Source organism: Pseudomonas sp. NPDC087690 (assembly GCF_044743175.1).
In the GTDB taxonomy this organism is placed as follows: Bacteria; Pseudomonadota; Gammaproteobacteria; order Pseudomonadales; family Pseudomonadaceae; genus Aquipseudomonas.
On record NZ_JBIUVX010000046.1, the window covers coordinates 9,451 to 30,810 of the forward strand.

26 protein-coding genes and 1 pseudogene are annotated in these 21,360 nt (G+C 57.5%); 25 read left to right on the plus strand and 2 right to left on the minus strand.

The window, feature by feature from the left end; translation table 11 throughout:
* Positions 1–88: 88 nt before the first annotated feature.
* The 4 genes from surE to rpoS all read left to right on the plus strand — a co-directional run bounded on the left by surE (position 89) and on the right by rpoS (position 3,713).
* On the plus strand, positions 89–838 hold the full coding sequence (gene surE / locus ACIPIZ_RS26055; protein ID WP_064393170.1) for a 5'/3'-nucleotidase SurE: 750 nt from the start codon (positions 89–91) through the stop codon (positions 836–838).
* Positions 839–879: 41 nt separating this feature from the next.
* Entirely contained in the window at positions 880–1,515 is a 636-nt protein-coding gene (locus ACIPIZ_RS26060; protein ID WP_177330992.1) for a protein-L-isoaspartate(D-aspartate) O-methyltransferase, read from the plus strand.
* A 211-nt stretch (positions 1,516–1,726) separates the two neighbouring features.
* A complete protein-coding gene (locus ACIPIZ_RS26065; protein ID WP_064393168.1) occupies positions 1,727–2,596 on the plus strand; it encodes a peptidoglycan DD-metalloendopeptidase family protein in 870 nt (289 codons plus the stop codon).
* Positions 2,597–2,702: 106 nt separating this feature from the next.
* Complete coding sequence (gene rpoS, locus ACIPIZ_RS26070) at positions 2,703–3,713, plus strand: RNA polymerase sigma factor RpoS (RefSeq protein WP_064393167.1); 1,011 nt, start codon at positions 2,703–2,705, stop codon at positions 3,711–3,713.
* Between the two features lie 605 nt (positions 3,714–4,318).
* Here the strand turns inward: rpoS and fdxA are convergent.
* Positions 4,319–4,642 (minus strand): annotated as a pseudogene (fdxA, locus tag ACIPIZ_RS26075) (ferredoxin FdxA).
* A gap of 163 nt (positions 4,643–4,805) precedes the next feature.
* Positions 4,806–7,376 carry a DNA mismatch repair protein MutS gene (mutS, locus tag ACIPIZ_RS26080; RefSeq protein ID WP_177430970.1) on the minus strand — a complete coding sequence of 857 codons (2,571 nt, stop codon included), beginning with the start codon at positions 7,374–7,376 and terminating at the stop codon, positions 4,806–4,808.
* Positions 7,377–7,627: 251 nt separating this feature from the next.
* On the opposite strand from mutS, the gene ACIPIZ_RS26085 reads away from it, so the two are divergent.
* The 21 genes from ACIPIZ_RS26085 to ACIPIZ_RS26185 all read left to right on the plus strand — a co-directional run.
* On the plus strand, positions 7,628–8,386 hold the full coding sequence (locus tag ACIPIZ_RS26085) for a DNA-binding protein (protein ID WP_064393164.1): 759 nt from the start codon (positions 7,628–7,630) through the stop codon (positions 8,384–8,386).
* A complete protein-coding gene (locus ACIPIZ_RS26090; RefSeq protein WP_401168277.1) occupies positions 8,353–8,844 on the plus strand; it encodes a hypothetical protein in 492 nt (163 codons plus the stop codon). The genes ACIPIZ_RS26085 and ACIPIZ_RS26090 overlap by 34 nt, the downstream gene beginning before the upstream one ends.
* Before the next feature lie 199 nt (positions 8,845–9,043).
* Entirely contained in the window at positions 9,044–9,403 is a 360-nt protein-coding gene (locus tag ACIPIZ_RS26095) for a hypothetical protein (RefSeq protein WP_401168280.1), read from the plus strand.
* On the plus strand, positions 9,400–9,780 hold the full coding sequence (locus ACIPIZ_RS26100; RefSeq protein ID WP_253479984.1) for a DUF1090 domain-containing protein: 381 nt from the start codon (positions 9,400–9,402) through the stop codon (positions 9,778–9,780). The genes ACIPIZ_RS26095 and ACIPIZ_RS26100 overlap by 4 nt, the downstream gene beginning before the upstream one ends.
* 90 nt (positions 9,781–9,870) lie before the next feature.
* On the plus strand, positions 9,871–10,053 hold the full coding sequence (locus ACIPIZ_RS26105; RefSeq protein ID WP_064393161.1) for a hypothetical protein: 183 nt from the start codon (positions 9,871–9,873) through the stop codon (positions 10,051–10,053).
* Positions 10,054–10,191: 138 nt separating this feature from the next.
* Positions 10,192–10,926, plus strand: a complete 735-nt coding sequence (locus ACIPIZ_RS26110; protein WP_064393160.1) for an XRE family transcriptional regulator — start codon at positions 10,192–10,194, stop codon at positions 10,924–10,926.
* 15 nt (positions 10,927–10,941) lie between these two features.
* Complete coding sequence (locus ACIPIZ_RS26115) at positions 10,942–11,265, plus strand: hypothetical protein (RefSeq protein WP_401168285.1); 324 nt, start codon at positions 10,942–10,944, stop codon at positions 11,263–11,265.
* Between the two features lie 210 nt (positions 11,266–11,475).
* Entirely contained in the window at positions 11,476–11,922 is a 447-nt protein-coding gene (locus ACIPIZ_RS26120) for a tail fiber assembly protein (protein WP_401168288.1), read from the plus strand.
* A 143-nt stretch (positions 11,923–12,065) separates the two neighbouring features.
* Positions 12,066–12,404, plus strand: coding sequence for a phage holin family protein (locus tag ACIPIZ_RS26125; protein WP_007908817.1), 339 nt, complete (start codon positions 12,066–12,068; stop codon positions 12,402–12,404).
* Between the two features lie 70 nt (positions 12,405–12,474).
* Positions 12,475–12,996 carry a hypothetical protein gene (locus tag ACIPIZ_RS26130; RefSeq protein WP_401168291.1) on the plus strand — a complete coding sequence of 174 codons (522 nt, stop codon included), beginning with the start codon at positions 12,475–12,477 and terminating at the stop codon, positions 12,994–12,996.
* A gap of 3 nt (positions 12,997–12,999) precedes the next feature.
* The gene (locus ACIPIZ_RS26135) at positions 13,000–13,608 is read left to right on the plus strand and encodes a phage baseplate assembly protein V (protein ID WP_122662175.1); all 609 of its coding nucleotides are present in this window, start codon (positions 13,000–13,002) and stop codon (positions 13,606–13,608) included.
* 14 nt (positions 13,609–13,622) lie between these two features.
* Positions 13,623–13,955, plus strand: coding sequence for a phage baseplate protein (locus ACIPIZ_RS26140; protein ID WP_122662173.1), 333 nt, complete (start codon positions 13,623–13,625; stop codon positions 13,953–13,955).
* Positions 13,952–14,947, plus strand: a complete 996-nt coding sequence (locus tag ACIPIZ_RS26145; protein WP_401168295.1) for a baseplate J/gp47 family protein — start codon at positions 13,952–13,954, stop codon at positions 14,945–14,947. Before ACIPIZ_RS26140 ends, ACIPIZ_RS26145 begins: the two co-directional genes overlap by 4 nt.
* Positions 14,944–15,579 (plus strand): phage tail protein I, encoded by a 636-nt coding sequence (locus tag ACIPIZ_RS26150; RefSeq protein WP_401168298.1) that lies wholly within the window; start codon positions 14,944–14,946, stop codon positions 15,577–15,579. Before ACIPIZ_RS26145 ends, ACIPIZ_RS26150 begins: the two co-directional genes overlap by 4 nt.
* On the plus strand, positions 15,580–17,115 hold the full coding sequence (locus ACIPIZ_RS26155) for a phage tail protein (RefSeq protein WP_401168301.1): 1,536 nt from the start codon (positions 15,580–15,582) through the stop codon (positions 17,113–17,115). It begins immediately after the preceding gene.
* A gap of 2 nt (positions 17,116–17,117) precedes the next feature.
* The gene (locus ACIPIZ_RS26160) at positions 17,118–17,561 is read left to right on the plus strand and encodes a hypothetical protein (RefSeq protein WP_401168303.1); all 444 of its coding nucleotides are present in this window, start codon (positions 17,118–17,120) and stop codon (positions 17,559–17,561) included.
* A gap of 101 nt (positions 17,562–17,662) precedes the next feature.
* The gene (locus ACIPIZ_RS26165; RefSeq protein ID WP_236427610.1) at positions 17,663–17,848 is read left to right on the plus strand and encodes a hypothetical protein; all 186 of its coding nucleotides are present in this window, start codon (positions 17,663–17,665) and stop codon (positions 17,846–17,848) included.
* Positions 17,849–17,850: 2 nt separating this feature from the next.
* The gene (locus tag ACIPIZ_RS26170) at positions 17,851–19,017 is read left to right on the plus strand and encodes a phage tail protein (RefSeq protein WP_401168307.1); all 1,167 of its coding nucleotides are present in this window, start codon (positions 17,851–17,853) and stop codon (positions 19,015–19,017) included.
* Positions 19,017–19,523: a phage major tail tube protein gene (locus ACIPIZ_RS26175; protein ID WP_401168309.1), complete on the plus strand. Its 507-nt coding sequence runs from the start codon at positions 19,017–19,019 to the stop codon at positions 19,521–19,523. Before ACIPIZ_RS26170 ends, ACIPIZ_RS26175 begins: the two co-directional genes overlap by 1 nt.
* A gap of 158 nt (positions 19,524–19,681) precedes the next feature.
* Positions 19,682–20,263, plus strand: a complete 582-nt coding sequence (locus ACIPIZ_RS26180) for a phage tail assembly protein (protein WP_401168312.1) — start codon at positions 19,682–19,684, stop codon at positions 20,261–20,263.
* Between the two features lie 129 nt (positions 20,264–20,392).
* On the plus strand, positions 20,393–21,360 hold a 968-nt coding region (locus ACIPIZ_RS26185; RefSeq protein ID WP_401168315.1), incomplete at its 3' end, for a phage tail tape measure protein.

Below are 21,360 nucleotides of genomic sequence, written 5' to 3' on the forward strand. Positions count from 1 at the left end.
AACGCGCGGCCGCCGACGGCATAACCGATATCACTGTCGCGGCTAAAGCCTGGCGACTCCTGAGTCAGTTTGGGCAGACGGACAGCCCATGCGTATTCTGATTTCTAACGACGATGGGGTAACCGCACCCGGTCTTGCCGCGCTTTATGCTGCGCTGGCGGATTACACCGAATGCGTGGTTATCGCCCCTGAACAGGACAAAAGCGGCGCCAGCAGTTCGCTGACGCTTGACCGTCCGCTGCATCCGCAATATCTGGCCAACGGCTTCATCAGCCTCAACGGCACACCGACCGACTGCGTGCACCTGGGGCTGAACGGCTTGCTGGAGCGCGAGGCGGACATGGTGGTTTCCGGGATCAACCTCGGGGCCAATCTGGGTGATGACGTGCTGTATTCCGGGACAGTCGCCGCAGCGCTCGAAGGGCGCTTCCTCGAACGTCCGTCATTTGCCTTTTCACTGGTCTCGCGTCAGGTGGATAATCTGCCAACGGCGGCTTACTTTGCGCGCAAACTGGTCGAGGCCCATGCCGGGCTCGATCTGCCGCCGCGCACGGTGCTAAACGTGAACATTCCCAATCTGCCGATCGAGCACATTCGTGGCATCCAGCTGACCCGTCTCGGCCATCGTGCCCGTGCGGCGGCGCCGATGAAAGTAGTCGATCCACGGGGCAAGGCCGGCTACTGGATTGCTGCGGCCGGAGATGCCGAAGACGGCGGGCCGGGCACCGACTTTCATGCGGTGATGCAGGGCTATGTGTCCATCACGCCGTTGCAGCTCGATCGCACCTTCAACGATGCTTTCAGGAACCTTGATGGCTGGCTGGAGGGACTGCGCTGATGGCCCGTGAGCACGAAGATCGATTGCGCAGCGGGATCGGCATGACCTCCCAGCGCACCCGCGAGCGCCTGATCCAGCGTTTATATGAAGAAGGCGTATCAAACGCCAAAGTGCTGGAGGTCATTCGCCGCACCCCGCGTCACCTGTTCGTCGATGAAGCGCTGGCTCATCGCGCTTACGAAGACACGGCGCTGCCGATCGGCAACAACCAGACCATTTCCCAGCCTTATATGGTGGCACGCATGAGCGAGCTGCTGTTGGAGGCGGGACCGCTGGATAAAGTGCTGGAGATCGGCACCGGCTCCGGGTATCAGACCGCTGTATTGTCGCAACTTGTCGAGCGGGTGTTCTCGGTGGAGCGCATCAAGGTACTGCAGGACCGCGCCAAGGAGCGCCTGGTCGAATTGAACCTGCGCAATGTGGTGTTTCGTTGGGGCGATGGTTGGGAAGGCTGGCCAGCACTGGCACCGTACAACGGCATCATCGTCACGGCGGTAGCCACCGATGTACCGCAAGCGTTGCTCGATCAACTGGCACCGGGTGGGCGTCTGGTGATTCCGGTCGGCGCCGGAGAAGTCCAGCAACTGATGCTGATCGTGCGCGAAGAAAATGGCTTTTCCCGACATGTTCTAGGTGCTGTTCGCTTCGTGCCTTTGCTCAACGGGCCACTGGCCTGAGCATTTATTGGCAGGCGCTGAATTCCTTTCGTTCGCCCATGTCTTACTCCGGCAACGATGGTTTAAACGCGCAGATTGTCAGCTTGCAAACGTGTGCGCGAAGCGATTTCGCTTCATTAAAGGTAAAGCCGATTCGGCCCGTTATACTTGCGACACCTCGTGCCGAAATCCGGCATTCCAAATTTTTCAGCCACCACAAAGGGAGCGGCGGGTGAGTCTCACAGTCATTGCGCAGCGTATGGGTAACACGAGCTTTCAGCGCCTGGTGACTGGCCTTGTCTTGAGCACCTTGCTGGTGGGTTGCTCCAGCACCAAATCGAACAATGTGCGCGTGGTCGATCGCAACAACGCGGTGGCGCAGCGTCCTACCGTAACGACTGGCCAGTATGTAGTCCGTCCGGGCGATACGATGTTTTCGATCGCATTTCGCTACGGCTGGGACTACAAAGCCCTCGCGGCCCGGAACAATATTCCTACGCCGTATACGATCCATCCGGGTCAGACAATTCGCTTCGATGGCCGCACCGGTTCAACGCCGACCGCGGTGGTGAGCAGCAGCAGTTCTTCGCCTTCCTCGTCGAGTAAAACCACGGTAATCCGGCGCCAGGCAAATGGCACGACGACCACTACAACCACCGGTTCTACGGGGGCTGCACCGTCCGTCGGCAACAAGTCAGCGCCTGCTCCACTGCCTCCCGCAGGCCCGGCCCCGACCGGCTGGGGATGGCCATCTAATGGCATTCTGATTGGAAAATTCTCTTCAAACGGTAGTTTGAATAAAGGAATTGATATCGCCGGAGATTTGGGACAGCCTGTTTTAGCTGCGTCTGATGGGACGGTGGTTTACGCCGGGAGTGGCTTAAGGGGCTACGGCGAATTAGTCATCATCAAACACAGCGAAACCTACGTCAGTGCCTACGGCCATAACCGCAGGCTTTTGGTTCGGGAGGGACAGCAGGTCAAGGTCGGACAGACAATTGCCGAAATGGGGTCAACGGGTACAGACCGGGTGAAACTGCATTTTGAGATTCGCCGCCAAGGTAAACCTGTGGATCCGCTGCAGTTCCTGCCAAGACGTTGATTTGTAAGCCAGCCTGTTCCGTCGCGTAGAGGGGACAGGCTCCAGCGCTGCCAAGGATAAAGGCGTCGCTTGAGCTTGGGGTCGAACTCACCAAAGGACTATAACAATGGCTCTCAGTAAAGAAGTGCCGGAGTTTGACATCGACGATGAGGTTCTCCTTATGGAGGCCGGCATCGATTCGGATTCTTCGATGTCGAATGATGAAGGGGCTGCTCCACCTTCCGTTCGTTCCAAATCCAAACAATCTGCGTCACTTAAACAACACAAGTACATCGATTACACGCGGGCACTTGATGCCACGCAGTTGTATCTCAACGAAATCGGCTTTTCCCCACTGCTCTCCCCGGAGGAAGAAGTTCATTTTGCGCGCTTGTCGCAAAGTGGCGATCCCGCCGGGCGCAAGCGCATGATTGAAAGTAACCTGCGATTGGTGGTGAAAATCGCCCGGCGTTACGTCAATCGGGGTCTGTCGCTGCTGGATTTGATCGAAGAGGGCAACCTTGGATTGATCCGCGCAGTGGAAAAGTTCGATCCCGAGCGCGGCTTCCGCTTCTCGACCTACGCGACCTGGTGGATTCGTCAGACCATCGAGCGCGCGATCATGAATCAGACCCGGACCATCCGGTTGCCGATCCATGTGGTCAAGGAGCTCAACGTGTACCTGCGGGCTGCACGGGAGCTTACGCAAAAGCTCGACCACGAACCTTCACCCGAAGAAATCGCCAACCTGCTGGAAAAACCGGTGGGTGAGGTCAAGCGCATGCTGGGCCTGAACGAACGGGTTTCTTCGGTCGACGTCTCGCTGGGTCCGGATTCGGATAAAACCCTGCTGGACACCCTCACCGATGATCGTCCGACCGATCCCTGCGAGCTGCTACAGGATGACGACCTGTCGCAGAGCATCGATCAATGGCTGTCGGAGCTGACCGACAAGCAGCGCGAGGTGGTTATTCGCCGCTTTGGCCTGCGCGGCCACGAGAGCAGCACGCTGGAAGATGTAGGCCTGGAGATCGGCCTGACCCGGGAGCGGGTGCGGCAGATCCAGGTGGAGGGCCTCAAGCGCCTTCGCGAGATCCTCGAGAAGAATGGCCTGTCGAGCGAGTCGCTGTTCCAGTAAGCGCCTCGGACGACCACCCGCAAAAAGCCCCGACTGGTTCGGGGCTTTTTGTTGCCTGCTGCTTTTGATGTCGGTGCTGTTGCTTGTGTAGGAGCTGCCGAAGGCTGCGATCTTTTGATCTTGGTTCAAGATCAAAAGATCGCAGCCTTCGGCAGCTCCTGCACGGGAGGGTTTGTAGTCTTGTGCTGTAAGCCTTGGCTTACTCTTCCGTAGGTGTTCGTTATTTTTACACTTCGGTAGACGACTACTCAGTCAGTCGACTAGAAATAACTGACTGATAAATAAGCTTAATTTTAAATATGAAGCGGTTATGACAAACGATTTCGGCGCCAATGGTCGATTGCTCCCGCCGCAGAACTCTCTAGTATCTGAATTGTGTCGACGGACAGACACGCCCTTCAAGGAAGAGGGGAACGGACATCGCAGGAAGCGATTCATCAGGACGATGAAAAGGAATACAGGGAATAGGGAAAAAATGTGGGCGGGTCATACCGCCCCTTTTTTTTGCCCGTAGAAAAGTCAGCATGCGCAGCTTGGCGTCTCTGTCGCAGGCATTGCGCGAAAAAAAAGGCCCCTAAGGGCCTTTTTGTCGAACGCGAGACAGATCAGCGTTCGAGGTCTTTGATCTTGCCTTTGACGCCATCCCACTCTTCGGCATCCGGCAGCGATTCTTTCTTCTCGGTGATGTTTGGCCAGATTTCTGCGAGATCAACGTTCAGTTGAATGAATTCCTGCATGTCCTCTGGGACTTCGTCCTCGGAGAAAATTGCCACAGCGGGGCATTCCGGTTCGCACAGGGCGCAGTCGATGCACTCATCCGGGTGAATCACCAGGAAATTCGGGCCTTCGTAAAAGCAGTCCACCGGACAGACTTCTACGCAGTCGTAGTACTATCACTTGATGCAGTAGTCGGTGACGACGAAGGTCATTTCTAATTTTCTCCTCAGGCGGCGGCAGCGTTGCCCCTTCACGGTTGGGGTCGCCAGGTTCGGGAGCGATACCTGCTGGCCAGGCTATTAGCCAGCAGCATCCCAAACCGCGCGAGATTCTAACAGCTTGAAGCGGTTTGCGTTATATCCGCTTCTTCAGTGCTTATATCCGGTTCTTCAGTGCATAGAGCATTTCGAGCGCACGGCGTGGCGTCAGGTCATCCAGATCAAGTTTAGCCAGTTCATCGAGTACTGGATGCGGCAGGCTGGCGAACATGTCGCTTTGTTGTGGCGTTGCCGGTTTGCCCTTGGCGACCGGTTTCGGTGCTTCATGCGGCAAAGCGGTTTCTTCCAGTCGGCTCAGGTGCTCGCGGGCACGTACGATCACTTCGCTCGGCACACCGGCCAATTGCGCCACTGCCAGACCGTAGCTCTGGCTGGCAGGGCCGGGCAGCACGTGGTGCAGGAAGACGATGCGTTCATTGTGCTCGGTGGCGTTAAGGTGGACGTTGGCCACCAATGGCTCGGCTTCCGGCAACACGGTCAGTTCGAAGTAGTGCGTAGCGAACAGCGTATAGGCACGCAGGTGTGCCAGGCGCTCCGCCGCAGCCCATGCCAGCGACAGACCGTCGAAGGTGCTGGTGCCGCGACCGACTTCGTCCATCAGCACCAGGCTGCGTTCGGTAGCGTTGTGCAGAATGTTGGCGGTTTCACTCATTTCGACCATGAAGGTCGAACGGCCGCCGGCCAGGTCATCGCTTGAACCGATTCGGGTGAAGATGCGATCCACCAGCGACAGTTCGCAACTGGCCGCCGGTACGAAGCTGCCGATATGCGCCAGCAGCACGATCAAAGCGGTTTGCCGCATGTAGGTGGATTTACCGCCCATGTTCGGGCCGGTGATCACCAGCATGCGCGTGTTGTCATCGAGGCTCAGGTCGTTGGCCACGAACGGCGTTGTCAGCACTTGCTCGACCACCGGGTGACGACCCTGGGAGATGCGCATGCACGGCTCGCTGACGAAGCGCGGGCAGTTCAAATCAAGGTTGAGCGCGCGCTCGGCAAGGTTGCTCAGCACGTCCAGTTCGGCCAGCGCGCCAGCGGTATCCTGCAACGGTGGCAACTGGCTGATCAGGTCTTCCAGCAGCGCTTCGTAAAGCATCTTTTCGCGGGCGAGGGCGCGGCTCTTGGCCGACAGCGCCTTGTCTTCGAATTCTTTCAGCTCAGGCGTGATGAAGCGTTCCGCACCTTTCAGTGTCTGGCGACGGATGTAATCCGCTGGCGCCGACTCGGCCTGCTTGCTCGGCAATTCGATGAAGTAGCCGTGAATGCGGTTGTAGCCGACTTTCAGATGGCTCAGACCGGTGCGGGCTTTCTCACGGGCTTCCAGATCGATGAGGAACTGGCCGGCGTTTTCGCTCAGCGACTGCAGTTCGTCGAGTTCGCTGTCATAGCCGGTTTTCAACACGCCGCCGTCACGGATCACCGCCGGCGGATTGTCGATGATGGCTTTATCCAGCAACGCCGCCAGTTCCGGGTAGGTGCTGGTGATGGTCGCCAGACCTTGCAGGTGCGGCGCTTCCAGATCGGTCATCGCCACTTGCAGTTCAGGCAGTGCGCCAAGGGCGTCGCGCAGCCGGGCAAGGTCACGAGGACGCGCGTTGCGCAGGCCGATCCGCGCGAGAATTCGCTCGATGTCGCCGATTTCCTTGAGCTGTGGTTGCAGCTTTTCGAAACGATAGCGATCGAGCAGGCAAGTGATCGAGGTCTGGCGCGCCAGCAATACCGTCAGATCGCGCAACGGGCGATTTAGCCAGCGGGTCAGCAAACGGCTGCCCATGGCGGTCTGGCAACGATCGACCACCGATTGCAGGGTATTGTCGCGGCCACCGGCGAGGTTGGTGTCGAGCTCGAGGTTGCGGCGGCTCGCACCGTCCAGCACCACGGTGTCATCCAGGCGTTCGTGGCGCAGGCTGCGCAGATGGGGCAGGGCGGTGCGCTGGGTTTCCTTGGCGTAGGCCAACAGGCAACCCGCGGCGCCGATGGCCAGGGTCAGGTTCTCGCAGCCAAAGCCCTTCAGGTCTTGGGTGGAGAACTGCTGGCAAAGGCTTTTCAACGCCGAATCACGCTCGAAATCCCACGGCGCACGACGACTGACGCCACGGCGTTTTTCCGCCGGCAGGTCCCTTGGCCAGTCATCCGGGATCAGCAACTCCACCGGATTGATCCGCTCCAGTTCCGCTAGCAGATTCTCCCAGCCTTTGATTTCCGACACGCTGAAACTGCCGCTGGTGATGTCCAGCACGGCCAGGCCGAACAGACGCTCGTCACCCAGCAACGCAGCGATCAGATTGTCGCGGCGCTCATCGAGCAACGCCTCATCACTGACCGTACCTGGCGTAAGGATCCGTACGACCTGACGCTCAACCGGGCCTTTGCTGGTCGCCGGGTCGCCGACCTGCTCGCAAATCACCACCGACTCGCCAAGCTTGACCAGTTTGGCCAGATAACCTTCCGCCGCGTGATAAGGAATCCCGCACATCGGAATCGCCTGCCCCGCCGACTGCCCGCGTGCCGTCAACGTGATGTCGAGCAACTTGGCGGCCTTCTTCGCGTCTTCGTAGAAGATCTCGTAGAAGTCGCCCATGCGGTAGAACATCAGCTGATCCGGGTGCTGATTCTTCAGGCGCCAGTACTGCTGCATCATCGGAGTGTGGGAGGACAGGTCTGAAATAGCTTTATTCATCAGGGGTTTAGCTTTACCGGAAAAAGTGACAAGGCAAAAACGGGGTCGTTTGCATCTACGAAATGGCGAGTGTTTGCCAGCGATGCGGCCCGTGGGTTGATTCAGTGGGGCTGAGTATGAAGTTTTTTTGAGGTGGATGCAGCAACGCGCGGCCGCTTGGGTTGGCATTGTGTCCTATAGTGCCGAAAAGCTATCGAATGATCGGAATTCGAGGATTGCAGATCAGTTGAGGATGCAGCTTGGAACAATCAGAGGGCATCGGCTCACAAGCGTCAGCGAGCGATTGTTACTACGATGCAGAAAAAATGACCCTCAGCCGGGCGCGGCAGGCAGCGGTGCTGGGCAGCAATGAAAGCGACCTGCTGTTGGCGCTGATAGCCGGCGTGACCGATAAGGAACAGCTCATCTCCAGGGTCTGGGGGGAGCGGGGGCTGGTGATTTCTGACAGCAGTTATTACAAGACGCTGCACATGCTCCGCGCGCATTTCGCTGACGTCGGGTTACCTCGGGACAGTCTTAAGACCTTGCCTCGCCGTGGCGTGGTGCTGTTGTGTGAAATTCGGTTGGTTAGCGCGCAGACTCAAGCCTCTGAGTCGCCGCCAGCGCTGGTAAATGATGATGAACCCTTCATCGTCTACGCTCCCACGGTGAAAAAGCCATTCAGTCGTTACTGGCGCTTCCTTTTGCCGACAATCCTGGTGCCAGCGATTGCTCTTCCGGTCTTTTACGCTTATCTGGTGGTTAAAAAACCTGCTGATCTGGAGGAGTGGAAACTCATCTGGCAAGAAGGTGAAGCGAAATTGTATGTAGAAGAAAGTGAAAGAATGTCCAAAGAGGATATTGTCAAAGCGCTCAGCGAGTTCGAACCACCCATTGTATTATCCGATATTAACTACTACGTGCGAAAACCGCTCTCCCAATTACTGGTCAAGTGCATCAAGCCGGAAAGCAAGGGGGAGGCCATATGCGTGAACTACCAACTCGTTGGAAAAAAATAATCGCAGTGATTGCTGTTTTGTCGGTATTTATCTTCGGCACTCTGGTTGTAAAGCATTTTTATTTGCTCAGTCGCGATATTCCAGGGGCACCTTGTTTTGCATCCATCGATTTTGTCCATACTTATGATCACAAAGTTCGTTGGCATGGCGTTGGGGAAATGACGATCGACCCAAGGGAAGGCGCTCTCTATGTGCACTACGTCGTTAAAACCCCTGAAGGCAAAATCTATACTTATGATCGTAAGTTCGAAATTGTACTAACGCATCTGGATACTTCCAGGTTTCTGTTCAAGACGCGTTCGATTGTAAAGTTTGATGCGGACACCGCCGGCGATGAGCTTCCGTTTATGGAAAGAGGCTTTCAAGGTGGTATGGTGACATTCAATTACTTCTCCGATACCGAGTACTATTACAACATTAATAACCTGATCAACGGCGTATGCCACGTCCCTCGCTAGGGAGGATTCCCGGGGTGCAAGGCCTCAGGGCGATTAAGTAAGACTGAGTAAGACGCCAGTAAGGCCTCAGCGCTCCTGCGTTGTTAATGTGATTCGAGTCAGGCCAACAGCCCCTGCGACTGCCGGAGAGTCAGCGCAGTTTGGCTATTAGTTGCCTTGAATAACATGACGATGTTTAGGCTGTTGAGGAACGTTATAGATGCTCTGGTTTTGCCTGCGCAGTTCTCATGGAACCAAGTCTCCCGCCTGGAAGCGATCAATTGCAATTAACCGGGAAGGTATTGTGTTTGTGCCAGCGGTGATTGCTGGAAAAGAAAAGGAGGTGAGTCTTTTCACATTGTGTGATCGCACTCCTGTTCTGCTGTGTTTCGATCATGTTTACGTACCAGTGGCGTGGATGGTCAAGCATTTCCCAACGTGTAGAGCTCGCTGTCGCGACATGATGATGGCGGCACTTTCTGGCGTACAAGAAACTTTGGGTTGCCGTAATGCATGGTCTCGGGTGAGCAACTTCCGTGGCCGTGCTGGAGAAAAAAATTATCTGGGATTTGTCTCGTGAGACCGAATCTTTTTTGCAATCTGTCTCTGCTGATTGTTAGCGTTTTAATCATCGATAGTGCATGGGCTGGTGTGCGAGAAAGTTGCGCGCAGCGGCGTACCGAACTTTTGTTGCAGATTGAGCGCGCTGAGGCGGCGGACAATGTTTATCGCAAGTCCGGTCTAGAGCGGGCACTTGCCAATGTCGAGCGCCATTGCCAAGAACCCTCCGCGCAAGATGACCGTTCAAGCGCCATCCAAAAGGCCGCAGCCGAAGTGCGACGCAGACAGAACTTTCTGGAGGCCGCGCGTCAGTACGGTGATGTGAAAGTCATCAAGAAACAGGAAGCCAGGCTCGAACGGGCTCAGACAAAACTGCAAAGGCTTATGGATGAGTAAAGAGTCAATCACCGCCAAAGATTCGCAGGGGGTGCTCTTTCTTCAACCCTGCAATTCAACGTGTTCATCAGTGACGCCGGGAAATCGAATATGAAAAACATCCTTATTTTTTCTTCAGTCTTTACTTCTGCTGTGCTGATCTCTGGCTGCACCGCCACCGACTGGGTGCACGCTGCCGGGGGAATCATGGGCGCCAAGGACGATTACGACAGGAAGGCCAGAACCGATCGACTTAAAAAAGCCAATGCTGCCGCACGTCGCGTCAAAGGCTGACCACACGTTGGAGCTGGGCCGTTATTCAATGCAGAATGATGGCCCGGCAATATCGTTTTGCAGCTGAATTCACATTTATGCGTTAATTATGCAAATCAGCATTTGTCTTAACGAATAACTTCAAGCACTATGCGCGTTATGCAAAAACGCAACGTAGCCTCCGTCTTAAGAGCACTGCTCGACCAGCACGGGATCTCCCCCACGGAGCTCCACCGTCGCACCGGCGTGCCTCAATCAACTCTCTCGCGAATTCTCAGCGGGAAGATCGTCGATCCCTCGGATAAACACATCTCGAAGATCGCCGAGTACTTCGCCGTGAGCACCGATCAATTGCGCGGGCGCGCGGATGTCACGCCCTCGGCCGGTGCCGTGCGTGATGACGTGCACGCGGAGCTCAAGGACATAATGCTGTGGGACGACGATACGCCTGTCGATGATGACGAGGTGTCGGTGCCGTTCCTTCGCGAGGTTGAATTGGCAGCAGGATCAGGAAGATTCGTCATCGAAGAGAGCGAGCGCTCTAGCCTGCGCTTCGGCAAGCGCAGCCTGCGCCATAATGGTGTGCAGTTCGACCAGGCCAAATGCGTGACTGTACGCGGCAACAGCATGTTGCCGGTGTTGCGTGATGGCGCCACTGTTGGCGTCAACGCGGGCAAGTGCGGCATCGGCGACATCATCGATGGCGACCTGTACGCGATCAATCACAACGGCCAGTTACGCGTAAAGCAGCTTTACCGCTTGCCTACCGGCATTCGTCTGCGCAGCTTCAATCGCGATGAGCATCCGGACGAGGACTACAGCTTCCAGGAAATCCAGGAAGAGCAAATCGTCATCCTTGGTCACGTCTTCTGGTGGGGCATGTACGCCCGCTGATCTGATCGACTTGAAATGAAACCCGCCCTCCCGGCGGGTTTTTTTTCGCCTGCAGAAAACCCTCAAAGCCTTTCTGGACGGGGCCTCCATGCATCCGTGCATTTACAGCGCATAAATAAATGCATTTATGCATTGACTGTATATGCATTCATGCATATTCTTGCCACCAAGCCGCTCGACAAAGCGGCTGGCAAGACAAGCTCTTTAGTTCCACCAGAACAGGCAGCGATGAACCGGCCTCAACGGTTCAGAGGGTTGGCAACTGACCCGGGTGTGCAGCGTAAAGCACCAGAAGCAGTTATCCGGCGGGCAGGGACCGCGGTCGGAAAAACAATTTGAATGGACTCGTACCGCGCCAGTAGCGCCGAAAAGTCAGCTTCCTTCTTGAACACAGGATTTGAAGGAAGGCGAAGGAGCGCATTACTGAAAAGCCCGGCCTCAACGCCGGGCTTTTTGGATTACCTGCCTCTGGCCTCAACGCGCCACAAATACGGCTGAACGACAGGTTGGCAGACCTCACTGCAGCCTTGAACCTCTAAGGAAATGAAAATGAATCGATACGTCTATATAGGCGACATCTACAACACCCACTTTCCACAGGTCATCCAGATCCTGGATACGGAGAGTGGATTTCCAACTACGCCCGTCGAAGGGGTGGCGGGCATATGGGTTGATGCAACAGGTAATACAGCGGTTCAGGTCGGCTGGAAGGCGTTGCAGTCGTGGCAGCCGGACGGCACCGGTGTATTTGTTTTTGTTGAACCGACCTACGAAGATCATGTTGTGATCACGAGTGCGCGTATTCGCATGGAACTGGATAACGCCATTCAATGGCTGACTTTCCATCCTCTTCATTACAAGCATGATCTGGGTGTTGCGACGTCCGCTGAGGAGGCGAGCTTGCTTGCCTATAAACAGTACTTCGTCGCCCTCACCGAAGTGGAAAATCAACCGGGTTACCCTTCCACGATCAACTGGCCAGTGATTCCCTTCTGACACTGCGACGATTAGCAGTGCGAAAGCGGGAGCGCATTACTGAAAAGCCCGGCCGCCGCGCCGGGCTTTTCGGAATGCCTACCTCAAGAGAAATCGATTGAACCCAACACACACCACTCATCCATCACACCAGGAGGCGTGACATGACAAACGAGCAACAAGCGTTGGCCGACATGCCGATCTGGCTGGTCATCCTTCTCGCCGTAGTGGGCGGGGTGTCCGGCGAAATGTGGCGTGCCGACAAGGAGGGCGCCCGTGGCTGGTCATTGCTGCGGCGTCTGGCATTGCGTTCTGGCGCCTGCATGATCTGCGGCGTGTCGGCAATCATGCTGCTGTACGCCGCTGGCATGTCGATTTGGGCCGCTGGCGCCTTCGGCTGCCTCACCGCAATGGCCGGGGCTGATGTGGCCATCGGACTGTACGAACGCTGGGCCGCCAAACGCATCGGCGTCTGCGAAGTGCCACCCCGCGACCAGCCTTAACCTCAAATGTGATTCGTGCCGCCCTTTGGGCGGCAGGGTTGCGCGTGGACGATTGAAAAGGAGGTCATGTATGCCCACACCGATCCAGCAGCCGTCGCAACTGTTCACAGCCATCGCGACGACGCTGCGCAACACTGCCGGGCTCAACATCAATGTCGGCAATCACGATGATTTCACTGCACCGGGCGATCAGGCTTGGGTGTTGATCGACTTCGACCGAAATGCATCAGGACAGCGTGCCGCAGATGGGCGTATCGCTCATGTTCTGACGTTGTCGCTGCAAGTTGTACCGGCGCTATCGGCCAGTGCCTTTGCCGCCTGCGATTTGATCGCTGTACTGAAGACTCTGATCACCGACAATCGCTGGAGCCTGCCGGGCGATCAATGCGATCTGCCGATGAACATGGATGGTTTGCCGTCCATGCTCATTCGCGCCGACCAGCAATTCAAGGCCTGGACACTGACGTTCAACCAGACCCTCTACCTCGGCCCGACCTTGCTCGATGATCCGCTGGGTACGCCGAAATTCGCTCGCACCTGGGAAGTCAGCAACATCGACGACCCCGACCAGTACACCGCGCTGGAGGCCTGACCAATGTTCGATGCATTACTGCGCATGCAACTGGGTCCGATCATCGAGCGCCTGGCCGAAATGGAAGCCGAAATCGACGACCTGCACCGCCGCGCCGAAAGCTTTTGCCGCATCGGCATTTGCCAGACCGTCGACGCTGCGAGCAACACCTGTCAGGTCAGTCACGGTGGCTTGCTCACGCCAGCCATCAAGTTTTTCAATCCGAGTGCCGGTGCGCAGAGTGAGTCGCGGATTCCGACCGTGGGTGAGCAGTGTCTGCTGTTCAACTACGGCAGCGGCGAAAGCGGCGCACAGAGCGTGGCGTTGTTCGGCTTGAACAGCGACCGCTTTCCGCCAGCCTCCACCGTGCCGACGCTGACCCGTCGAGTACATCAGGACGGCAGCGAAAGCGGTTACGACGACGCCTCGCACACTCTGCACTGGCAAAACGGCCCGGCAGCCTTCAGCGGTTCACGCGATTCGCTGGAGCTGAGCATCGGCCTGGCCCGGTTAGCGATGACACCACAACTGATCACCCTGCAACTCGGTGCCGTCGGCCTGACTATCAACGCCTCGGGCGTGCACTTCAGCGGCCCGTTGGTCGATCACCAGGGCCGCGTCATCAGCCCCTGATTCAAGAGCCTCCCATGATTGGAATCGATAGAGACAGCGGGGCCACGGTCGACGACTGGCTGCAGTTTGTGCAGCGCGCGATCCGGGCCCTGACTACGCCGCTGGGCACCCGGCAAAAACGGCCCCTGTATGGCTCGTTGATCCCCTCGCTGCTGGGGCAGAACCTCGGTGACGACGTTCTGCTTCTGGCCCAGAGCCACGCGGCGCAAGCGTTCTATAACGCGCAGAACGGGATCAGCGATTTTCAGCCGCAAGTGATCGTCGCCAGTCGTCAGGGCGCCGGCCTGTTATTGCGTTTCGCCGGCACCTGGAAAAACCGTCAACAAACCTTCGAGGTCGTGACATGAGCATGTTGATCCCCGGCCAGAATCAATTGGCCGAACCCGCGCTGATCACTGTTGAAGCCTTCGAGGATCTGCTCGCCGAGTTCAAGGCTTTCGTCATCGAATACGTCGGTGTGCGCTCGCCGGACAGTGCCGCAAAACTCAAGACCAGCCTGGAAAACGAAAGCGAACTGCTGACCTTGGCGCTTGAAGCTTTCTGCGTGCGGTTGCAAACCCACGAGCGCAAATACAACGCTCGCATCAAACAGATGCTGGCGTGGTGGGCGACCGGCAGCAACCTTGATGCGCGGCTGGCGGACATGGGCCTTGAGCGGCAGTTGCTCGATCCCGGCGATCCGGCGGCATTCCCGCCGGTGCCGGCGATTTATGAAAGCGACGACGACGCTCGCTTGCGTTATTACCTGGCGCCCCATGCGCCGGCAGCAGGTTCGCGGATGCAGTATCGCCGCGAAGTTTTCACCCTCGGCGAGCGTCCGACGGTGCAGGTCGAATCCACCGAGGTGGGTGTGGTGAACGTCACTTACACCTTCGACCCGGACGGCCTCGCTGCGCAGGTCAAGGATGGCAATGCTCGGCGTACCGCGCCGGGCGAAGTGCAGGTCACTGTGCTGTCCCGCGACGGTGATGGGACGCCTTCCCAGGCATTGCTTGACGGCGTTCGTCAGCACTTCGCGCGACCGGATGTACGACCGGAAACGGACCTCGTCACCGTCAAGGTTGCTGACATTCAGCGCTACAAGATTCGCGTTGTCGCGAAGATCAATTCCGGCCCCGATTCGGGCCTGACCAAGGTCGCTGCGCAAGCGCAGTTGCAGGCTTACGCCGACAGTTGCCATCGCCTCGAAGGCCGGGTCGATCCGAGCTGGATCGACTACACGCTGCACAGCGCCGGTGCCGTGCAACTGCAGATTCTTGAACCGCTGGCGCCGATCGTGACCACGGCGTTTCAAGCGCCGTATTGCACGGCGGTCGAGGTTGAGGTGCTGACGCTATGAGTGATAAAACCCAGCGCCCGACGCTGCTCCCGGCGAATAGTTCGGCACTTGAACGAGGTCTGGATCTGGGCTTTGGTGCATTGCTCGATCGCATCGCGCCACCGTTTCCTGAACTGATGAACCCCGCAGAAACCCCGGTCGCCTTTCTGCCGTATCTGGCAGCTGATCGCGGTGTGGCTGAATGGAGCACCGCTGCGCCGGAGGCGGAAAAGCGCCTGACTGTCGAACTCGCCTGGCCCACCGCGCGCCAGGCCGGCACTCGCAAGGCACTGGAAAACGCCGCCAAGGGTTTGCAGTTAAGACCCGAGATTCGCGCCTGGTACGAACAGACACCGCCCGGTGCGCCGTACAGCTTTTCCGTACGAGCCTTCAGCGACCAACCCTACAGCGAAGAAATCGACGCCCGTCTCGACCGGCGCCTGGCAGATGCCAAGAGCGAGCGCGATGTGCTGACGGTCTCCGTTGGCTTGAGCGCTTTCGGCAATCACGTCATCGGCGCCACGACGTTCTGCGGCGAACTGACCACGGTTTATCCGGTGTTCATCGAAGGGCTCGAAACCTCGGGAGAGGCGTTCGTGGCTGCCGGTATGTACACCGTCGAAACATCCACTATTTATCCTCAGGGGGCCTGAATGGCTGACTATTACACCCTGCTCACCAACGCAGGGATTGCCTACGAAACGGCGTGCAAGGCCGCGGGCGTGCCGATCAAGTTGACGCAGATTTCCGTCGGCGACGGCGGCGGCTCGGTCTACAACCCGGCCGCGACCGCCACCGCGTTGAAACGCGAAGTCTGGCGCGGGCCGCTCAATGCGCTGTTCCAGGACGAGAAGAATCCGAGCTGGCTGCTCGCCGAAGTGACCATTCCGCCGGATGTGGGTGGCTGGTATGTGCGTGAAGCGGGGTTGTGGACTGATACCGGGATTCTTTACGCCATCGTCAAATATCCGGAGTCGTTCAAACCGGTGCTGGCCACATCCGGTTCGGGCAAAGAGTTCTACATTCGTTCGATTTTCGAGACCAGTAATGCGTCGCTGGTGACGTTGTTGATTGATGACACGGTGGTGAAAGCGACTCGAGCATGGGTGACGGATTTTGTCGCCGAGGAGCTTGCGAAACTTGATGGCAAACAATCCGTACGAGTAGCCACTACGGCAAACATTGTTCTGGCATCCGCGCAAACTATTGATGGCGTCGCGGTCGTCGCAGGTGACCGTGTACTGGTGAAGAACCAGACGCTACCCAAGGACAATGGATTGTATGTTGCTGCCAATGAAGCTTGGTTTCGGGCAAAGGATGCAGACTCGAATCTAAAGGTTACCTCTGGCCTTAACGTGTTTGTTGAGCAAGGTAAATCCCAAGCTGACACAATTTGGCAACTCATTACCGATGGGACCATTTCGCTTGGCAGTACATCTTTGGTTTTCCAAAACGTTACTTTCGGTTTTGCGCCAGTGAACTCACCTACTTTTACTGGAACTCCCAAAGCGCCAACAGTGAACTTATTCAGTGACGATGATTCGGTGGCAACCACGAAATTTGTTCAGCGAGCATTAGGCAATTATGCGGGACAGACCAACTACGCGGTGAACACAGAACTGACGGTTGCCGATGTTGGGAAACTATCGATATTCACTGAGCCCAATTTGACCGCAACACTTCCTGGCTGGGAAAGTGTGCCCGCTGGCGGGCTCATCACGATAAATAGCACCGCTGGTGTGACGGTCCGGGCAAAAAATCTGGAGTCCATTGGTACGCAACTCGGAGCAGGCGGGCCCTTTGTTATACCGGCCGGATCGCGCGCTGTATTCCGTCGATTGTTACTGGGAGGCGGATGGAGTTTTGAAGACGGAGACGCCTCACTGAAATACTCGCCGCTGTTTTCCACCAACGGGGCAGTAACTGGATATATGAAACATCCGGGTGGTGCTATTGAGCAGTGGGGACAAGGCACGACCGACGCGTCAGGCAATGTTTACATCACCTATCCTCTCGCTTTTCCCAACGGAATGCGTGCTATCAACTGCACTCATACAGGTTCATTAGCGCTGATGAGCTGCCTCGTATACGGCTCCGATGAAAAGTCACGATGTACGCTTCGTATTCAAAACGGAAGCAACACAACTATGGCCGGCTGGGCAATTTACTGGCGAGCAATAGGAATCTAAGTATGACCGATATTATTTTTTTCAGCCCCGGTACATGCGGGGCCTATCTCCCCAGCGTCCACGAAGCTGATATTCCTGAGGATGTCGTGGTGGTTTCCATGCGCGACTGGGAGTCGTTGCTGGAGGCGTTGGCGAAAACCCCAAAACGAATCGGCGCGGGGCCAGACGGCCAGCCTGTTCTGGTAGAACCTGCACCAGTTGAAAAAGCAGCGTTGGCAGCAAGCGAGGCCAGTTGGCGTAATTCCCAGCTATTGTTCTCCGATGGCCTGGTCGCACGGCATAGAGATGAGCTGGAGAGCAACGCTGCAACAACGCTCACCGCTGCGCATTATTTGGTGTTGCAAAGTTATCGTCGCCAGTTGCGCGATTGGCCACAAGATGATGATTTCCCTTTGATCGAGCATCGACCTCAAGCGCCAATCTGGTTGCTGGATCTGACCCGCTAATCGCCCCGAACTCTGGGCGTTTTCTTTTGTACCTAAAACCATTCAACACCCGCCAAAGCCCCTCCCCAAGAGGGGCTTTCCCGTTTATGGAGAAACGAAATATGGCAACCCGCCAAACCTACACAGTGCTCGTCCCATTCCCCACTGGTGGTGGGCACTGGTCGAGTGTCGGTCAAGACCTTGATCTGCTCGACGTCGAGGCCAGTGCGCTGCACTTCGCCGGTCGACTGGAACTGAAAAACCCCTCCACCCAGGCCAAAAAGGCCGCTGCCAAGAAGGCTGACTGACTATGGCTGAGGTTCTGAACTTCGAGCACAACGGCATTACCGTCAATGCCACCGAATCCCCCGAGGCCATGGGTGGCCTGGGTGACAACGTCATCGGTCTGGTCGGCACCGCGCCGAAAGCCGATCCGCTGATTCCGCGCAACGCGCCGTTCCGCATCAACAGCTTCACCACCCACGCGCTGCTCGATCCGACCGGTTCGGAAGAGGGCACCCTGTACCACGCGGTTTACCAGATCCTCAAAGTGGTCAAGGTGCCGGTCTACGTGGTGATCGTCGAAGCGGGCGCGACCCCGGCCGACACCGTTAACGCCGTGATCGGCGGGGTTGATCCAACCACCGGCCGCAAGCTCGGTCTGGCTGCACTGGGCAGTGTCCCGGAAGACCTGACCATCATCGGTGCGCCGGGCTTCACCGGCACCAAAGCGGTGGCCGGCGAGTTCGCCTCGTTCGGCAAGCGCATCAAGGCCCGTGTGGTACTGGACGGCAAGGACGCTTCGGTCGCCGATCAAGTGCTGTACAGCCAGGAGCTGGGTGGTGCCGACCTCGGTTTCGACCGTTGCCTGGTGGTGCACAACATGCCCGCCGTGTACTCGAAAGCGGCGAAGAAAAACGTTTTCCTGTCGCCTTCCAGTCTGGCGATTGCCGCATTGGCCAAGGTCAAACAGTGGGAGAGCCCGGGCAACCAGGTGACCTACGCCGAAGACGTTTCGCGGGTCGTTGAATACAACATTCTCGACACCTCCACCGAAGGCGATCTGCTCAACCGTTACGGCGTCAGCTACTACGCCCGCACCGTGCTCGGCGGCTTCTCGTTGCTGGGTAACCGCTCGATCACCGGCAAGTTCATCAGCTACGTCGGTCTGGAAGATGCGATCAGCCGCAAGCTGGTCAAGGCCGGCCAGAAAGCCATGGCCAAGAACCTCACCAAATCCTTCATGGATCAAGAGGTCAAGCGCATCAACGACTGGCTGCAAACCCTGGTCGCCGACGAAACCATTCCTGGCGGCAGCGTCTATCTGCACCCGGAACTCAACAGCGTCGAGAAGTACAAGAACGGCACCTGGTTCGTGGTCATCGACTACGGCCGCTACGCGCCGTTGGATCAAATCGTTTATCAACTCAACGCCCGCGATGAAATCATCGAGCAGTTCCTGGAGGACGTTCTCTAATGTTTACCAACCGCGTAAGACAGGCCATCGCGGCCACCCTGCAAGGCCTGCCGTTGTCGGCGACCGTTGAGGAATTCACCCCGCCGAAGATCGAGTTCGACGTCGAAGAAATGCGTGGCGGACGCTTCATCGTCGAGGAAATGGCCAAGGGCGGCAAAGCGCTCAACGCCAAGCTGACCCTGCAAGGCCTCGGCGCCGAAGTCATGCTCGCACTGGGTGTGAAGCTGGGCGACGACATCCTGCTGAACGTGCGTGAAGCCGGTCAGGATCAGGACGGCAACACCTGGTTCACCTACCACACCGTCGGCGGCAAGCTGAAATCCCTGGAAGAGACTGCGGTGAAGATGGGTGAAAAACCCAAGACCAATCTGGAGCTGTCCTGCCGCACCTACAACCGCCTGGAAAACGGCGTACCGGTGATCGACATCGACGTGCGCACCCAGAAGTTCGTGCTCAGCGGCGTCGACATCCTCGGTGATGCGCGGCGTGCGGTGCTGATGCCGTAAATCACGGCACAACACAAAACCCTGTAGGAGTGAGCCTGCTCGCGATGAGGTCAGTACATGCAACATCAATGTGCCTGAAAGACCGCTATCGCGAGCAGGCTCACTCCTACAACGGAATAGCGATACTCCCTAAAAAAGAATCACCAAGGAATTCATACATGTCGTGGATGCCACCCCAGCATGACCTGTTGTCGCCGATCACCGGTGACGACGGTTCGCAGATCGAGACAATCCAGCTCAAGCCGCTGTTCTACGCCGCGCAAAAAGAAGCGCTGGAACGTGCCGGCGATGACGAAGACGATCAGTTCTTCGAACTGGCGCTGCTCGCCACTGGCCTGTCGGTCAAGGAACTCGACCAGCTCAAGCGCCCGGACTACGTGAGCATCGCCCAGTACGTGCACGAGATGTCGACCCAAACGGCGTCGTACTTTCTCGGCCAGGTCGATGACGCGGAAAAAACCGCCGATCCCGATCAGGTGCAACTGCTGCAACCGCTCGCCGTGACCGGCCGCACCGTGACCTCGCTGAGCCTGGAAATGCCTGTGCTACGCGCCACCAAAGTGATGAAAAAACTGAAAACGGCCAAGGAGCGCGCCGAGTTCATCACTGCCCATTGCACCGGCCTGATGATCCCCGATCTGGCCCAGTTGACCGTCCCTGACTGGACGCAATTACAGGTGCGCATCGACGATTTTTTAAACCAGCCGGCGGCCTACTTTCGGAACGCGACATCGAAGTAATCCTCGATATCGTCCCGCTCATTTACCCGGTAAGTGAGGCGGAGATTCTGGAATGGGACGCCGAAAAGGCGTTGCGCCGCTACGACATAGCGATCACTCGCCTTGGCGTGAAACAGGAGTAGAGCGGCAATGGCAGACACATCGTTTTCGCTGATGTACGCCGCGCAAACCGCAGGCGCGGGTTCCGGCTTGTCGGCAGGGGGATCGGCCACAGACAGCCTGGTCAAACCACTGTCCGAACTGAAAGAGGCGTTGCTTACGGCCAGTCTGGACATCCGCAGTCTGGTGCGTGAACAGATCAAACTCGGCGCTGTTGTCCTGGGGCTGAACACGGCCCTGGCATCATTCAAGGTGCCAGTGGTAACTGCCGCGCCGGCGGCAGGCGGCGAAAGCAAGTCAAAGCTCAAGGCTGAGATTGAACAACGCTCGCCTCCGGCCTACCTGCAATCGGACATGGCCCTGGAAACCGCCATGGCCCAGCTCAGGCAGGTTCAAGGCCTGAGTGGCGACCTCGGCACGCTGTCGAAAGCCAACCTCAAACTGGCCACCGACAAACGGGTTTCCGGCAGTGGGGCGACGGTTGTGGATCTGGTGCAGGTCGAAGTCGCGGCTGGCAGATCCGGGATTGGTGCGGGTCTCAAGGGCGCCGACAAGGAACAAGTGCTGCTGGACTTTGCCCTGGATGCAGCGGTCAATGCGTCGGCGTTCGGCATCAGCCTGAAGTCGGCCGGTGAAATGCTGTCGGCCTGGCAAGTCTCGATGAGACTGGATCAGACTCAAGGTCAGCTGCTGGCTGATGCGACTCAGCATCTGGGCAACAGCGGACTGAATACGACGGCTGCCGACATCGGCTCGGTCGTGCAGCAATCCGGCGAGTCGGCCGTTGCAGCGGGGATCCTGCCCGAGCAGTTGGCGGCGCTGTCAGCCGCGTTGCTCAATGCTGACGTCGACAAAGCCGGTGCCGGGACGTCGGTGAAAAGCATCAGCGCAGCCTTGGCCAAAGGCCCCCAAGGCTCGGCGGCCGAGCAGTCGGCGTGGAAGGCGTTGGGGCTTGATCCCGGCAAGTTGACCGAAAACGTACCGGACAACCTTGTAAA

Bases quoted from the DNA above. Each gene is read 5' to 3' on its own strand.
- ACIPIZ_RS26130 (WP_401168291.1), top strand. From the start codon at position 12,475: ATGCCCACACCGATCCAGCAGCCGTCGCAACTGTTCACAGCCATCGCG.
- ACIPIZ_RS26135 (WP_122662175.1), top strand. From the start codon at position 13,000: ATGTTCGATGCATTACTGCGCATGCAACTGGGTCCGATCATCGAGCGC.
- ACIPIZ_RS26105 (WP_064393161.1), top strand. From the start codon at position 9,871: ATGAAAAACATCCTTATTTTTTCTTCAGTCTTTACTTCTGCTGTGCTG.
- ACIPIZ_RS26090 (WP_401168277.1), top strand. From the start codon at position 8,353: ATGCGTGAACTACCAACTCGTTGGAAAAAAATAATCGCAGTGATTGCT.
- ACIPIZ_RS26180 (WP_401168312.1), top strand. From the start codon at position 19,682: ATGTCGTGGATGCCACCCCAGCATGACCTGTTGTCGCCGATCACCGGT.
- rpoS (WP_064393167.1), top strand. From the start codon at position 2,703: ATGGCTCTCAGTAAAGAAGTGCCGGAGTTTGACATCGACGATGAGGTT.
- ACIPIZ_RS26170 (WP_401168307.1), top strand. From the start codon at position 17,851: ATGGCTGAGGTTCTGAACTTCGAGCACAACGGCATTACCGTCAATGCC.
- ACIPIZ_RS26175 (WP_401168309.1), top strand. From the start codon at position 19,017: ATGTTTACCAACCGCGTAAGACAGGCCATCGCGGCCACCCTGCAAGGC.
- ACIPIZ_RS26145 (WP_401168295.1), top strand. From the start codon at position 13,952: ATGAGCATGTTGATCCCCGGCCAGAATCAATTGGCCGAACCCGCGCTG.
- ACIPIZ_RS26110 (WP_064393160.1), top strand. From the start codon at position 10,192: ATGCAAAAACGCAACGTAGCCTCCGTCTTAAGAGCACTGCTCGACCAG.
- ACIPIZ_RS26160 (WP_401168303.1), top strand. From the start codon at position 17,118: ATGACCGATATTATTTTTTTCAGCCCCGGTACATGCGGGGCCTATCTC.
- ACIPIZ_RS26165 (WP_236427610.1), top strand. From the start codon at position 17,663: ATGGCAACCCGCCAAACCTACACAGTGCTCGTCCCATTCCCCACTGGT.
- ACIPIZ_RS26125 (WP_007908817.1), top strand. From the start codon at position 12,066: ATGACAAACGAGCAACAAGCGTTGGCCGACATGCCGATCTGGCTGGTC.
- ACIPIZ_RS26155 (WP_401168301.1), top strand. From the start codon at position 15,580: ATGGCTGACTATTACACCCTGCTCACCAACGCAGGGATTGCCTACGAA.
- ACIPIZ_RS26060 (WP_177330992.1), top strand. From the start codon at position 880: ATGACCTCCCAGCGCACCCGCGAGCGCCTGATCCAGCGTTTATATGAA.
- surE (WP_064393170.1), top strand. From the start codon at position 89: ATGCGTATTCTGATTTCTAACGACGATGGGGTAACCGCACCCGGTCTT.
- ACIPIZ_RS26150 (WP_401168298.1), top strand. From the start codon at position 14,944: ATGAGTGATAAAACCCAGCGCCCGACGCTGCTCCCGGCGAATAGTTCG.
- ACIPIZ_RS26095 (WP_401168280.1), top strand. From the start codon at position 9,044: ATGCTCTGGTTTTGCCTGCGCAGTTCTCATGGAACCAAGTCTCCCGCC.
- ACIPIZ_RS26120 (WP_401168288.1), top strand. From the start codon at position 11,476: ATGAATCGATACGTCTATATAGGCGACATCTACAACACCCACTTTCCA.
- ACIPIZ_RS26140 (WP_122662173.1), top strand. From the start codon at position 13,623: ATGATTGGAATCGATAGAGACAGCGGGGCCACGGTCGACGACTGGCTG.
- ACIPIZ_RS26115 (WP_401168285.1), top strand. From the start codon at position 10,942: ATGAAACCCGCCCTCCCGGCGGGTTTTTTTTCGCCTGCAGAAAACCCT.